Origin of the sequence: Isoptericola sp. NPDC056618 (assembly GCF_042792715.1) — a bacterium.
GTDB classification, from domain to species: domain Bacteria; phylum Actinomycetota; class Actinomycetes; order Actinomycetales; family Cellulomonadaceae; genus Isoptericola; species Isoptericola nanjingensis.
The window spans coordinates 51105-65130 of the sequence record NZ_JBHTVZ010000015.1 but is presented as its reverse complement, the minus strand read 5'-3'; the positions used below and the strand labels follow the sequence as shown (position 1 = coordinate 65130).

At 74.6% G+C, this 14026-nt stretch carries 9 protein-coding genes; 4 read left to right on the top strand and 5 right to left on the bottom strand.

Annotated features, from left to right (window positions below; all coding sequences use genetic code 11):
- Nucleotides 1-28: 28 nt before the first annotated feature.
- From narI to ACFQ8T_RS16475, 4 genes are read right to left on the bottom strand one after another with little or no spacing between them, the layout of a single operon-like run.
- Complete coding sequence (narI, locus tag ACFQ8T_RS16490) at nucleotides 29-790, bottom strand: respiratory nitrate reductase subunit gamma (RefSeq protein ID WP_430547564.1); 762 nt, start codon at nucleotides 788-790, stop codon at nucleotides 29-31.
- A complete protein-coding gene (gene narJ / locus ACFQ8T_RS16485; protein WP_430547563.1) occupies nucleotides 781-1500 on the bottom strand; it encodes a nitrate reductase molybdenum cofactor assembly chaperone in 720 nt (239 codons plus the stop codon). The genes narI and narJ overlap by 10 nt, the downstream gene beginning before the upstream one ends.
- Nucleotides 1497-3233 (bottom strand): nitrate reductase subunit beta, encoded by a 1737-nt coding sequence (narH, locus tag ACFQ8T_RS16480; RefSeq protein ID WP_430547562.1) that lies wholly within the window; start codon nucleotides 3231-3233, stop codon nucleotides 1497-1499. Before narH ends, narJ begins: the two co-directional genes overlap by 4 nt.
- On the bottom strand, nucleotides 3230-7078 hold the full coding sequence (locus ACFQ8T_RS16475; protein WP_430547561.1) for a nitrate reductase subunit alpha: 3849 nt from the start codon (nucleotides 7076-7078) through the stop codon (nucleotides 3230-3232). The genes narH and ACFQ8T_RS16475 overlap by 4 nt, the downstream gene beginning before the upstream one ends.
- A 330-nt stretch (nucleotides 7079-7408) precedes the next feature.
- On the opposite strand from ACFQ8T_RS16475, the gene ACFQ8T_RS16470 reads away from it, so the two are divergent.
- The 3 genes from ACFQ8T_RS16470 to ACFQ8T_RS16460 are packed head-to-tail and all read left to right on the top strand — an operon-like array spanning nucleotide 7409 to nucleotide 12701.
- On the top strand, nucleotides 7409-8764 hold the full coding sequence (locus tag ACFQ8T_RS16470) for an MFS transporter (protein WP_430547560.1): 1356 nt from the start codon (nucleotides 7409-7411) through the stop codon (nucleotides 8762-8764).
- Nucleotides 8761-11031 (top strand): molybdopterin oxidoreductase family protein, encoded by a 2271-nt coding sequence (locus ACFQ8T_RS16465; protein ID WP_430547559.1) that lies wholly within the window; start codon nucleotides 8761-8763, stop codon nucleotides 11029-11031. The genes ACFQ8T_RS16470 and ACFQ8T_RS16465 overlap by 4 nt, the downstream gene beginning before the upstream one ends.
- Nucleotides 11028-12701 carry an FAD-dependent oxidoreductase gene (locus ACFQ8T_RS16460; protein ID WP_430547558.1) on the top strand — a complete coding sequence of 558 codons (1674 nt, stop codon included), beginning with the start codon at nucleotides 11028-11030 and terminating at the stop codon, nucleotides 12699-12701. The genes ACFQ8T_RS16465 and ACFQ8T_RS16460 overlap by 4 nt, the downstream gene beginning before the upstream one ends.
- Here the strand turns inward: ACFQ8T_RS16460 and ACFQ8T_RS16455 are convergent.
- Complete coding sequence (locus ACFQ8T_RS16455) at nucleotides 12668-13405, bottom strand: class I SAM-dependent methyltransferase (protein ID WP_430547557.1); 738 nt, start codon at nucleotides 13403-13405, stop codon at nucleotides 12668-12670. The two genes, ACFQ8T_RS16460 and ACFQ8T_RS16455, sit on opposite strands and share 34 nt — an antisense overlap.
- Between ACFQ8T_RS16455 and ACFQ8T_RS16450 the strand changes: the two genes are divergently transcribed.
- Nucleotides 13404-13901, top strand: a complete 498-nt coding sequence (locus ACFQ8T_RS16450; protein ID WP_430547556.1) for an AAA family ATPase — start codon at nucleotides 13404-13406, stop codon at nucleotides 13899-13901. The two genes, ACFQ8T_RS16455 and ACFQ8T_RS16450, sit on opposite strands and share 2 nt — an antisense overlap.
- The last annotated feature ends 125 nt before the right edge of the window (nucleotides 13902-14026 follow it).

Sequence of the window (14026 nt, the reverse complement as noted above, 5' to 3'; positions counted from 1 at the left end):
GACGGACGGTCGTGACGGACGGTCGGGATCACCGGGGCGGCGTCGTCGTCGGGTCCCACCCGGGCCGCGGCGCCCGCGACGTCACGGACGCCTCGCGGGAGCGGTAGACCACGTAGGGCCGGAACGGGTACTGCACGGGGGCGGAGAACGCGTGCACCAGCCGCGTGAAGGGCCACAGCGCGAACAGCAGCATCGCCGCGACGATGTGCACCTGGAACGCCGCGGGCACGCCCTCCATGAGCGCGGGCTGCGGCTGGAGGTACCAGAGCGAGCGGAACCAGGGCGAGATCGTCTCCCGGTAGTCGTACCCGTGCCCGCCCGCGAGGATCTGCGTCTGGACGGTGGCCCAGGCCCCCGACAGCAGGGACGCGGCGAGGAACACGTACATGGTCTTGTCCATGCGCGTGGTCGCGAGGAAGACCGGCCCGGTGGCCCGGCGGCGGTAGATGAGGATGAGCAGCCCGGCGACCGCCACGAGAGCGGCGATCGACCCCATCGACGTCGCGATGAAGTGGTAGAACCCCTCGCTGACCCCCACGGCCTCGGTCCAGGTGTTCGGGATCACGAGCCCGAGGAAGTGGCCGAGCACCACGAACAGCAGCCCGAAGTGGAACAGTGGCGAGCCCCAGCGCAGCAGGCGCTTCTCGTAGAGCTCGCTGGACCGCGTGGTCCAGCCGAACTTGTCGTACCGGTACCGCCAGATCGACCCCACCACGAGGACGGCGAAGGTCACGTACGGCAGCACCACCCAGAGGATGATCTTGTCGGCGGAGGCGTCCGTCAGGCCCATGGCAGGTCCTTCCCCTCGTTCCCGTACCCGGCATCCCCGTACCCGCTCAGGCCCACCAGCTCCGCGGGCGGGCCGGCCGCCACGAGGTCGGCGACGCGCTCGGCGGTGGCCGCGTCGACGGGCGGGAGGGTGAGGCTCACGGCCTCCACCGCCGCCGTCCAGGGCGAGCGCTGCGCGGCGAGCGCCGAGCGCAGCACCTCGATCCCGTCCCGGTGGGCCGTGAGCAGCGCGCCGGCGATCCGGGCGCCGTCGGGTCCGCCGCGGGCGGACAGCTCCAGGACGGTGGGCAGGTAGTCGGGCAGCTCGTCGCCGGTGGTCTCGAACCCGGCGGCGCGGTACGCCTCGACGAACCGCACGAGGGCGGCGCCGCGCTTCCGGGTGTCGCCGGCCGCGTAGTACGACAGGTACATGGCGCACCGACGCTTGAGGTCGAACGTCGCCACGTACCGGGCCTGCAGCGCGTCGGGATCGCCGTCGAGCAGCGTCGTGGCGAGCCCGCCGAGGCGGTCCCGGACCGGTGCGGGCAGGGGCGCGACGGCGTCGCGCACCGTGGGCGCCGCCGCGAGCGTCGCGTCGTCGGGGTAGGCGAGCAGCACCGACGCGGCCATGTGCGCGACGGCGCGGTCGCCGTCGCCCAGCGGCACCGGCGCGAGCGGGTCGAGCCGCTTCGCCCGGACCCCGGGGCGGGGCAGGAACGCGAGGCGGCTCATCGCGCGCTCCCCTCGAAGCCCCCGGGCTCCTCGTTCGTCGCGTCCTGGCGCCCGCCGGGCAGGGTGCCCCGGTCGCCCGCGCCCTGCCCGCCGCCGTCGCCGGGCGGGAAGAGGCCGGACGGGCGGCCGCGACCGTCCCAGTTGAGCAGGTTGACGCGGCTGGGCGAGGAGGGCGTATGCGGGGAGTCGGCCGTCTGCCGTGCCGCCAGGGCGTGGAAGTTCTCCACCGCCACGGGGGTGGGCTGGCCCGACGACGTGCCGAACGGGCCGGCGCCGCCCATGCCGGGGCCGCCCTCGAAGTCGAGCGAGCAGGCCATCTCCTCCAGCTCGCGCGCGACCTCGGTGTGCGCGGTGGGGATGACGTACCGCTCCTCGTACTTCGCGATGGCCAGCAGGCGGTACATCTCCTGGACCTGGTCGCCGGTCATGCCGACGGCCTCGGCGTTCTCCTCGGGGAACTCGCGCCCCAGGTTCACCTCCCGCATCCCCGACCGCATGGCCGCGAGCCGGCGCAGCACCCGCTCGACGGGGCCGGTGTCGCCGGCGGTGAACAGGCCGGCGAGGTACTCCAGCGGGATGCGCAGCTGCGAGATGGCGGCGAACAGGGTGCGCCCGTCCTCGCCGTCGTTGCCGGAGCTGGCGACGACGTCGACCACGGGGGACAGCGGCGGGATGTACCAGACCATCGGCAGCGTCCGGTACTCCGGGTGCAGGGGGAGCGCGACCTCGTACTCCGAGATGAGCTTCCAGATCGGGGAGCGCTGCGCGGCGGTGATCCAGTCGTCGGGGATGCCCTCGCGGCGCGCCGCGGCGACCACCTCGGGGTCGTGCGGGTCGAGGAACACCGACCGCTGCGCCGCGAACAGGTCGGTCTCGTCCTCGGTGGCGGCGGCCGCGCCGACCTTGTCCGCGTCGTAGAGGACGAGGCCGAGGTAGCGCAGGCGGCCGACGCAGGTCTCGGAGCACACGGTGGGCAGCCCGACCTCGAGGCGCGGGTAGCACAGCGTGCACTTCTCGGCCTTGCCGGTCTTGTGGTTGAAGTAGACCTTCTTGTACGGGCAGCCCGTGACGCACATGCGCCAGCCGCGGCACTGGTCCTGGTCCACGAGCACGATGCCGTCCTCGACCCGCTTGTACATCGCGCCCGACGGGCAGGAGGCGACGCAGGACGGGTTGAGGCAGTGCTCGCAGATGCGCGGCAGGTAGAACATGAACGTCTGCTCGAGCTCCTCGGCGACGTGCTCGCTCATGTGCTTGAGGATCGGGTCGTCCTGCATCGTCGCGGTGGACCCGCCGAGGTCGTCGTCCCAGTTCGCCGACCACTGGATCGACATGTCCTCGCCGGTGAGGAGCGACTTCGGCTTCGCCACCGGCGTGTGCTCGCCCTGCGGGGCGCTGAGCAGCATGTCGTACTCGTACGTCCACGGCTCGTAGTAGTCGTGGATGGAGGGCAGCTTCGGGTTGGCGAAGATGGAGGCGAGCTTCTTGGCCCGCCCGCCGGCGCGGAGCTTGAGCTTGCCGCGCTTGGTGCGCACCCAGCCGCCCTGCCAGGTCTCCTGGTCCTCGTAGGTGCGGGGGTAGCCGAGGCCGGGGCGGGTCTCGACGTTGTTGAACCACACGTACTCGGTGCCGGTGCGGTTCGTCCACGCCTGCTTGCACGTCACCGAGCAGGTGTGGCACCCGATGCACTTGTCGAGGTTCATCACCATCGACATCTGCGCCATGACCTTCACTGGTACCGCACCTCCTGGCTGCGACGCCGGATGACCGTGACCTCGTCCCGCTGGTTGCCGGTGGGGCCGAGGTAGTTGAACGCGTAGGTGAGCTGCCCGTACCCGCCCGCGAGGTGCGTGGGCTTGAGCAGGATCCGGGTCAGGGAGTTGTGGATGCCGCCGCGGCGGCCGGACGTCTCGGCGAGCGGCACGTCCACCGTGCGGTCCGTGGCGTGGTGCATGTAGACCGTGCCCTCGGGCATGCGGTGGGAGACGACGGCGCGCGCCACGACGACGCCGTTGCGGTTCACCGCCTCGATCCACTCGTTGTCCTCGACGCCGATCTTCGCGGCGTCCGCGGGGCTCATCCAGACGTTGGGGCCGCCGCGCGACAGCGACAGCATGAACAGGTTGTCCTGGTACTCCGAGTGGATGGACCACTTCGAGTGCGGGGTCAGGTAGCGCACCGCGACGGCGGCGTGGCCGGTTCCGCTGCCGTCGGCGCCCCCGTCGTCGAACGCGCCGGGCGTGGGGGAGTCGCCGAACAGGCGGTGCAGGTCGAGCGGCGGCCGGTACACCGGCAGCTGCTCGCCCAGCTCGATCATCCAGTCGTGGTCGAGGTAGAAGTGCTGGCGCCCGGTGAGCGTGTGCCACGGCTTGAGCCGCTCGACGTTCACCGCGAACGCCGTGTACCGGCGCCCGCCGTGCTCCGACCCGGACCACTCGGGGGAGGTGATCACCGTCGTCGGGCGGGACTGCACGTCCGGGAAGGTGACGCGCTTGGCCTGGTCGTCGGCCGCCAGGTCCGCCAGTCGTTGGCCGGTGCGCTTCTCCAGGTGCTCGAACCCCTGCACCGCGAGCCGGCCGTTGGTGGTGCCGGAGAGGGCCAGGATCGTCTCGCAGGCGTGCGTGTCGCGGTCCAGGCGCGGCCGTCCGGCCGCGGGGCCGGACGTGACCAGGCCGTTGACCTGCCCGAGCCTGCGCACCTCCTCGTCCGGCATGAACGCGACGCCCTTGGTGGCCATGCCCTTGGAGTCGGTGAGCGGTCCGAGCGCGGCCATGCGCGCGGCGAACGCCGGGTAGTCGCGCTGCACCACCTGCAGCCGCGGCATCGTCACGCCCGGGACCAGCTCGCGCTCCGTGACCGGCGCGCCCGCGTCCGTGAGCGTGCCGTGCGGCACCGCGAGCTCGTCGGGGGAGTCGTGCAGCAGGGGCGTGGCGACCAGGTCCTCGCGCACGCCCAGGTGCTCCACCGACATCTGCGAGACCAGCCCCGCCAGCGTGTGGAACGTGTCGAAGTCGGTCCTGGTCTGCCACGGCGGGTTGATCGCCGGGTTGAACGAGTGCACGAACGGGTGCATGTCCGTGCTCGACAGGTCGTGCTTCTCGTACCAGGTGGCCGCGGGGAGCACGACGTCGGAGAACAGCGTGGTGCTCGTCATGCGGAAGTCCATCGTGACCAGCAGGTCGAGCTTGCCGCGCGGCGCCTCGTCACGCCACGTCATCGACGTGGGACGCCGGCCCTCCGGGGCCTCGTCGGCCAGCACGGAGGCGTCCGTGCCGAGCAGGTGCTTGAGGAAGTACTCGTTGCCCTTGCCGGAGGAGCCGAGGATGTTGGCCCGCCAGATCGTCAGCACCCGGGGGAAGTTCGCCGGGTCGTCGGGGTCCTCGCAGGCGAACCGCAGGGTCCCGGCCCTGAGCTCGTCGACGACGTGCTGCTCGGGCTCCTTGCCCGCCGCGCGCGCCTCGTCGACGAGGTCCAGCGGGTTGCGGTCGAACGTCGGGTAGCTCGGCATCCAGCCGCGCTGCGCCGACTCCACCAACGAGTCCGCCGTCGTGCGGCCCGCCAGGACCCCGGGCGCGAGGGGGGAGGCGAGCGCGTCGGCGGGCATCCCGTCGTAGCGCCACTGGTCCGTGGCCAGGTAGAACCAGCCGGTGCCGATCATCTGGCGCGGCGGGCGCACCCAGTCCAGGCCGCCCGCGTACTGCGCCCAGCCGGTGATCGGCCGGCACTTCTCCTGGCCCACGTAGTGCGCCCACCCGCCGCCGTTGACGCCCTGGCAGCCGGTGATGGTGGTGAGCGTGAGGAAGGCGCGGTAGATCGTGTCCGAGTGGAACCAGTGGTTCGCGCCCGCGCCCATGATGATCATCGAGCGGCCGCCCGAGTCCTCGGCGTTCTGCGCGAACTCGCGGCCGATCTGCGCGGCGTCCGCGGCCCGCACGCCGGTGATCTCCTCCTGCCAGGCCGGGGTGCCCGGCGCCGTCGCGTCGTCGTAGCCGGTGGGCCACTCGCCCGGCAGGGCGAGCTCCGCCCGCTCGACGCCGTACTGCGCCAGCAGCAGGTCGAAGACCGTGCACACCAGGTGCCCGCCCACGCGCCGGGTCGGCACGCCGCGGGTCAGCACGCCCTTGCCGCCGAGGTGTGCCTGCTGCGCGCCGTCGCCCGCACCGCCGTCGTCGTCATCGTCGTCACCGTCGGGGACGACGTCGAACCGGGGCAGCAGCACCGCCGCGGTGCCCCGCTCGCCGGACGCCGCGCCGTCCGCCACCGACAGCAGCGGGTCGACGTCGCCCAGGTCGAGGTTCCACCTCCCCTCGCCCGCCTCGCCGTACCGGTCGGCGAGGGTGCCGTTCGGTGCGACGACGGCGCCGTCGGCGCCCAGCAGCAGCGTCCGGAAGCTCGGGTTCGCCGCCGTCGACGCGCCCGGGAGGACGGCGTCGTCCACGTCCGCGGCGGTGAGGAACTTGCCCGGCACGTACGCGCTGTCCTTCTCGTCCAGCCGCACCAGGAACGGCGCGTCCGCGTACTTCTTGAGGTAGTCGACGAACGGGGCGGTCCGCTTCTCGACGAGGAACTCCCGCAGGATCACGTGTCCCATCGCCATCGCCAGGGCCCCGTCGGTGCCCGGCTGGGGCGCCAGCCACTGGTCGGCGAACTTCGTGTTGTCCGCGTAGTCGGGGGACACGGAGACGACCTTGGTGCCGCGGTAGCGCGCCTCGGCCATGAAGTGCGCGTCCGGGGTGCGGGTCACCGGGATGTTGGAGCCCCACATGATCAGGTAGGACGAGTTCCACCAGTCCGCGGACTCCGGCACGTCCGTCTGGTCGCCGAACACCTGCGGGGAGGCGACCGGCAGGTCCGCGTACCAGTCGTAGAACGACAGCATCGTGCCGCCCAGCATCTGCACGAACCGGGCACCGACGCCGTGCGACACCATCGACATCGCGGGGATGGGGGAAAAGCCAGCGACGCGGTCGGGGCCGTGCGCCTTGATCGTGTGGACGTGCGCCGCCGCGACGATCTCCGCCGCCTCGTCCCACGTGGCCCGCACCAGGCCGCCCTTGCCGCGCGCGCTCTTGTACGCCCGCGCCGTCTCCGGGTCGGACGTCAGCCGCTCCCACGCGAGCACCGGGTCCCCTCCGACCGCGGCCTTCGCCTCCCGGTACGCCCGCAGCAGGACGCCGCGCACGTAGGGGTAGCGCACCCGCGTGGGCGAGTACGTGTACCAGGAGAACGCGGCGCCGCGGGGGCAGCCGCGCGGCTCGTACTCGGGGGAGTCCGGGCCCACCGACGGGTAGTCCGTCTGCTGCGTCTCCCACGTGATGATGCCGTCCTTGACGTACACCTTCCACGAGCACGAGCCCGTGCAGTTCACGCCGTGGGTGGAGCGCACCACCTTGTCGTGCGACCACCGGTCCCGGTAGAAGACGTCACCCTCGCGCCCACCCTTGAGGAACAGCTGGCGCAGGTCCTCCGACACGTCCCCCTTGCGCAGGTGCTTGCCGAGCCGCAGCAGGGCGTCGGCGGCCCCGGTCGGCGGCGCCGCCCCGAGGTCAGCGGTGACGGGCGGGCGGGTGGTCGACATGCGCACTCCTGGGGCTGGGGGACCGTAGAGTCACTGCTTCGCATCATGGGCCCGGACCTGCGACAGCGCATGTCGGGCAGGGTGCCGGCGGGACCGCCCGTCGGCGGCGTCGGAGCCGGGTCCCGCCCGCTGCTCCGCGGACGACCGGGCACGCCGGGACCTCACAGGGCTGCCCCGGCGTCTGTGCGTTCGTGCTCACGCGCATTTCACGGCCGGACGCCGGGCGTCGAAACACCGCCTTCCTAGCGTCGGACCTGCCGGCCCGACGACGCGCCGGTGGTTCCAGACCACCGCCCGGCGTCGTCGGGCCTGCGCACAGGAGGACACGCGATGGCCGCACCGACCACCGTGACAACGCCGGCCCGACCTGACGCGCGTCCGGGGGCGATCGACCGCCCCGGCCGCTGGATCGACAGGTGGGAGCCGGAGAACCCGGAGTTCTGGGCGGGCGGCGGCCGCCGCGTCGCGCGGCGCAACCTGGCGATCTCCGTGTTCGCCGAGTTCCTCGGGTTCTGCGTGTGGGCGCTCTGGTCGATCGTCGTGCCGCAGCTGCCCGCGGCCGGGTTCACGCTCACCACCGACCAGATGTTCTGGCTCATCGCGGTGCCCTCGCTCGTGGGCGCCACGCTCCGCATCCCCTACACGCTCGCGGTGCCGGTCTTCGGCGGGCGGACCTGGACGGTCGTGTCGGCGTCGCTGCTGCTGATCCCCACGCTGGCGCTGGCGGTCGTCGTGCAGCGGCCGGAGACGTCGTTCGGCGTGATGCTCGCCGTCGCGGCGCTCGCGGGGTTCGGCGGCGGCAACTTCGCGTCGTCGATGGCGAACATCTCCTTCTTCTTCCCCGAGCGGGAGAAGGGCGCGGCCCTCGGCTGGAACGCCGCGGGCGGCAACCTCGGCACGGCCGTCGTGCAGCTCGTCGTGCCGCTGGTGATCGTCACCGGGGCCGGCGTGGCGCTGGAGCGCGCGAGCCTCGTGTTCGTCCCCTTCATCGTGCTCGCGGCCGTCCTCGCCTGGCGGTTCATGGACAACCTCTCGGCGGCGAAGGCCGACCCGCGGTCGTTCGCGGTCGCCGTGCGCGAGCCGCACACGTGGGTCATCTCGTTCCTCTACATCGGCACGTTCGGGTCGTTCATCGGCTTCTCCGGCGCGTTCCCGACGCTCCTGGCGGGACAGTTCCCCGAGGTGAGCCTGTCACTGGCGTTCCTCGGCGCGCTCGTGGGGTCGGTGGCGCGGCCGCTCGGCGGCATCCTCGCCGACCGCGTGGGCGGCGCCGTCGTCACCGTCGGGTGCTACGCGGTGATGATCGCCGGGGCCGTCGGCGCGATCTCCGCCCTGGGGAGCCACCGGTTCGGCCTCTTCTTCGCGTCGTTCCTCGTGCTGTTCGTCGCGACCGGGGTCGGCAACGGGTCGGTGTACCGGATGATCCCGGCGGCGTTCCGGGTGGCGGGCGCCGGGCGTGAGGCTGCGGCCACCGCCCGCGCCGCCGCGGGCTGCATCGGCATCGCCGGCGCGGTCGGCGCGCTCGGCGGCTTCCTCGTGCCGCGCGGGTTCGCGATGTCGACGTCGATGACGGGGTCGCTGGTCGCCGCGCTGTGGGTGTTCGTCGGGGCGTACGCGGTGATGGCCGTCGTCACCTGGGCGGTGTACGCGCGGCGCGGCACCGCGATGCGGGCGGCGCGCGTATGACGCCGTCGGGGGCCGCGGTCGCCACCCACTGCCCGTACTGCGCCCTGCAGTGCGGCATGGACCTCGCGCCCGCCGGTGCCGCCCTCGCCGGGCCCGCGTCGGAGGGGCGGGCGGCGCTGCCCGTGACGGTGACGCCGCGGCAGTTCCCCACGAACGGCGGCGGGCTCTGCCAGAAGGGGTGGACCAGCGCGACGGTGCTGCGCGCGAGCGACCGGCTCGTCACGCCGATGGTGCGTGGGGCCGACGGCGCGCTCGCCCCCGCGTCGTGGGACGCCGCCCTCGACCTCGTCGCCGGGCGGCTCGCCGGGCTGGCCGCCGAGCACGGGCCGCAGGCCGTGGCGGTGTTCGGCGGCGGCGGGTTGACGAACGAGAAGGCGTACGCCCTCGGCAAGTTCGCCCGGACGGTGCTGCGCACGCCGTTCATCGACTACAACGGCCGGTTCTGCATGTCGTCGGCCGCCGCGGCGGGGAACCGGGCGTTCGGCCTGGACCGCGGGCTGCCGTTCCCGGTGACCGACCTGGCCGGGGCCGGCGCGATCCTGCTGCTCGGCTCCAACGTGGCCGAGACGATGCCGCCGTTCGTGCAGCACCTCGCCGGCGCGCGCGCCGCGGGCGGGCTCGTCGTCGTCGACCCGCGACGGTCCGCCACGGCGCGGCTCGCCGGGCCCGGCGAGGGCGTGCACCTGCAGCCCGTGCCGGGCACGGACCTCGTGGTGCTGCTGGCGCTGCTGCACGTGCTGGTGGCCGAGCGCCTCGTGGACCGGGAGTACGTGGCGGAGCGCACCGCGGGGTTCGACGACGTCGCGCGGTCGGCCGCGGCCTGGTGGCCGGAGCGCGCGGAGACGGTGTGCGGCGTCCCCGCCGAGGAGCTGCGCCGGGTGGCCCGCCTGCTGGCCGCGGCGTCGCCGTCGCGCGGGGGGCGCGGGGCGTACGTGCTCACCGGGCGCGGCGTCGAGCAGTCGGCGCAGGGCACCGCCACCGTGACGGCGGCGATCTCCCTGGCGCTGGCGCTCGGCCTCCCCGGGCGCGTGGGCTCCGGGTACGGCTGCCTCACCGGCCAGGGCAACGGGCAGGGCGGCCGCGAGCACGGGCAGAAGTGCGACCAGCTGCCCGGCTACCGCAAGATCGACGACCCGGCCGGCCGCGCGCACGTCGCCGGGGTGTGGGGTGTGGACCCGGGGTCGCTGCCCGGGCCGGGGGTGCCCGCCGTCGAGCTGCTGACCTCGCTCGGCGCGCCCGGTGGCCCGCGCGCGCTCCTGGTGCACGGCTCGAACGTCGTCGTGTCGGCGCCGAACGCCGACCGGGTGCGCGAGCGCCTGGCCGCCCTCGACCTGCTGGTGGTGTGCGACGTCGTGCCGTCCGAGACCGCGCTGCTCGCCGACGTCGTGCTGCCCACCACCCAGTGGGCCGAGGAGGAAGGCACGATGACGAACCTCGAGGGGCGCGTGATCCGCCGGCGGCGCGCCGCCGCCCCGCCGGGCGACGCCCGGTCCGAGCTGTGGATCCTCGCGGAGCTGGCCCGGCGCCTGGGCTCCGACGTCGCGTTCCCGACCGACCCCGCCGTCGTGTTCGACGAGCTGGCGCGCGCGTCGGCGGGCGGCGTCGCCGACTACTCCGGGCTCAGCCACGCCCGCCTCGACGCGCACGAGGCCGCCGGTGGACCAGGGCTGTACTGGCCCTGCCCCGCCGCCCCTGCCGACCTGTCAGGACCAGCGCGGGGTATACCCGCCGCAGGTCCTGACACGCCGGGCGAGCACCCCGGGACGCCGCGCGTGTTCCTCGACCGGTTCGCGACGCCGGACGGCCGGGCGCGGATGGTCGCGGTGGACCACGCGGGCCCGTCCGACGACGTGCGCCCCGACGCGCCGACGTACCTCGTCACGGGGCGGGTGCTGCAGCACTACCAGTCCGGCGCGCAGACGCACCGGGTGCCCGAGCTGGAGCGGCTGGTCCCCGAGCCGTACGTCGAGCTGCACCCGCTGCTCGGGCTGCGGGTCGGCGTGCCGGACGGCGGCCGGGCGCGCCTGGCGTCGGCCCGCGGCGTCGTCGAGGCGACGGCCCGCTGGACCGACGCCGTCCGCCCGGACACCGTCTTCATGCCCTTCCACTGGAGCGGGGCGGGCAGCGTCAACCGCCTCACCACCGACGCCGTCGACCCCGTCTCCGCGATGCCGGAGTTCAAGGTCTGCGCGGTGTCGGTGACGCCCGCCGGCCCCGCCCCGGCCGCGACGGCCGAGCACGTCGAGTCCCTGGAGGTCCTCGCATGAGTCACGACCCGCAGCAGGGGCTGCGCGTGCCGCACCGGGTGGTCGTGATCGGTCACGGCATGGTGGGCGCGCGACTGGCGGACGAGCTGTCCCGGCGCGACGGCGACGGCGCGCTCGACGTCACCGTGCTCGGGGCCGAGCCCTACGAGCCGTACAACCGGGTGCTGCTGTCCGACGTGGTCGCCGGGCGCACGGACGTCGCGGCGATCGGCATGCCCACCGTCGACGACGGCCGCACCCGCGTGCTGCGGGGCACGGCGGTGACGGCCGTCGACCGGGACGCCCGCGTGGTCCTCACCGACGAGGGGACCCGCCACCCCTACGACCACCTGGTCCTCGCCACCGGTGCCGCCGCGCGCCTGCCCGACGTGCCCGGCCTCGGCACGGACGCCACGGCGCTGCCCGCCGGGGTGCACGCGCTGCGCACGCTCGACGACGCCCGCGAGGTGGTCGCGGCCACCGTGAACACCCCGCGCGCGGTGGTCGTCGGCGGCGGGGTGCTGGGCGTGGAGCTGGCGCTCGGCCTGGCCGGGCGCGGCCTGCCCACGACGCTCGTGCACGGCGCGGGCGCGCCGATGGACCGGCAGCTCGACGACCAGGCCGGCGCCGTGCTGCGCGCGAGCCTGGAGGCGGCGGGCGTGGCCGTGCGCACGGGGGTGCGGCCGCAGGAGGTGCTCGTCGTCGGCGGCCGGGCCGTCGGGGTGCGGCTCGACGGCGCCACGACCGAGCCGGGGGAGACGCTCGGCGCGGGCATGGTCGTCCTCGCGTGCGGCACCGCGCCGGAGACGGCGCTGGCCCGACGGTCCGGGCTCGCCGTCGAGCGGGGCGTCGTCGTGGGCCCGGACCTGGCGAGCGTGACCGACCCCCGGGTCTTCGCCGTCGGCGACTGCGCGCAGCCGCCGGAGGGGTCGCGCGGCCTCGTCGCGGAGGGCTGGGACCAGGCGCGGAGGCTCGCCGAGCACCTCGTGGCGCTCGCGGCGCGCCCGCGTCCGGCGGCACGGGGCGAGGGCCCGCGCGAGCACCTGCGGCTGCCGGGCGACGGCTCGGGGCCGTCGATGGCGGTGCGCCTCGGCACCCTGCTGTCCTCGCGCGCGCCGGGGGCGCGGGCGGGCGGCGTCGACGCCCGCGGGACCGACGTCGTCAAGGTCAAGGCAGGGCCGCTGAGCGTGGTCGCGATGGGCCGCTGCGGCTCCGGCCGCGTCCCGCAACCGGGGGAGCGGGCCGTGCGCCTCGGCGATCCGGCCGCGGGGCGCTTCGTCGAGGCCGTGGTGGCGGGCGGCGTCCTGGTCGGCGCGACGTGCGTGGGCGACGCCCGGGTGGCCGCCGACCTCACCGCCGCGTACACGCGCCGCACGCCCGTGCCCGCCGACCCGGCGTTCCTGCTGCTCACGCCCGTCATGCCGGCCGCCGAGCCGGCGTCCAGCCCCGAGCACATGCCCGACGACGCCACCGTCTGCCGCTGCAACGGCGTCACCAAGCACGACATCGCGGCCTGCGTCGCCGACGGCGCGACGACGCAGGACGACGTCGCCCGCGCCACGCGCGCCACCACCGGCTGCGGCAGCTGCTCCGAGGCCGTGTGCGGGCTGGTGGAGTGGCTGGGGGAGGCGCGGCAGGCGCGGTCGGAGACGGAGGATCAGGAGGCCGGGGAGGTCCACTCGAGCGTGTAGCGGAACAACAGCCGCTGCCGGAACCGGGCGCCCGGCAGGACGTGGTGGGCGGTGTCGCGGACCTCGCCGTACGTCTCGCGCGAGTCGCGCAGGGGGACGACCGGGCCGTCGTCGCCGACGTGCTCGGGGAGGACCGTGCGGGGGCGGACGAGGCTCTTGGCCAGCCCCACCACAGGGTTCGCGAACGACGAGACCAGATCGACGGCGAGGTCGCGCGGCGCGCCGATCCGCGCCAGGCCCACCACCAGCAGCCGCCCGCCGGGCGCGAGCACGCCGGCGGCGTGCCGCAGCGCGGGCTCGAGGTCCAGGTGGTGCAGCGAGGCGACCATCGTCACGACGTCGAACGACCCGTCGGCGGGGACGTCCTCGAACCGGCCGTGGCGGGCGGTGACACCGGGGTCGCCGGCGAACCGGGCGCGGGTGGCCTCGACCATGGGCTCGTCCACGTCGAGGCCCACCACCATCGCGCCCGAGGCACGCAGCCGGCCGACGAGGGTGCCGAGGCCGCAGCCGACGTCGAGCGCGCGGCGTCTCCGCCGCGGCAGCCGCCGCAGGATCCAGCCGTGGAAGTGGTCGTTGTGGTTCCACGGGTACCGGTCGTTGAGCCGGCCGAGCCATCGCCCGACGGCGCGGACCAGCGGGTTCGTCGTCGTGCGCGGATCGAGCTGCGTCGTCGGCGTCGTCGTCGGCATCGTCGTCGGCATGGACAGCGAGGGTAGCGTCACGACCGTGCCGAACCTCGTCCTGCTGTGCGGTCCCGCCGGCGCGGGCAAGTCCACGCACGCCCGCCGCTTGGCGGCCGACGGCTACGCCGTCGTGTCCGTCGACGAGCTCGCGTGGGCGGCCGGGCACCCGGCCGTGCACCCGCTGCCCGACGACGCCGCCCGCCGGGTGGCGGACGCGCTGCGCGCCCGGGTCGAGACGCTCCTGGACGAGGGTCGCGACGTCGTCGTCGACTCGTCGTTCTGGTCCCGCGCGTCCCGGGAGGAGTACCGGGCGCTCGGCGCGGCGCACGGCGCGGACGCGCTGGTCGTGCACGTCGACACCCCGCGCGACGTCGCCCTCGCGCGCGTCGCCGCCCGGGCCGCCGCGCACCCGCACGACGTCGTCCTGACCCCCGAGGTCGCGGCGGCGTACCACGACGGCTTCGAGGTCCCGACGCCGGACGAGGGCCCGATGGAGGTCGTCGCCGGAGTCTGACCTTCCAGCAAGGGATCCTCTGCGTCATTCAGCCCGATGGCGCGAGAGATCGCTTGCTGGAAGGCGTTCGAGGGGCCGACCCTCTCGCGCGGCATGTTTCGCGCGTGAGGCAGATGTTCCCGTGA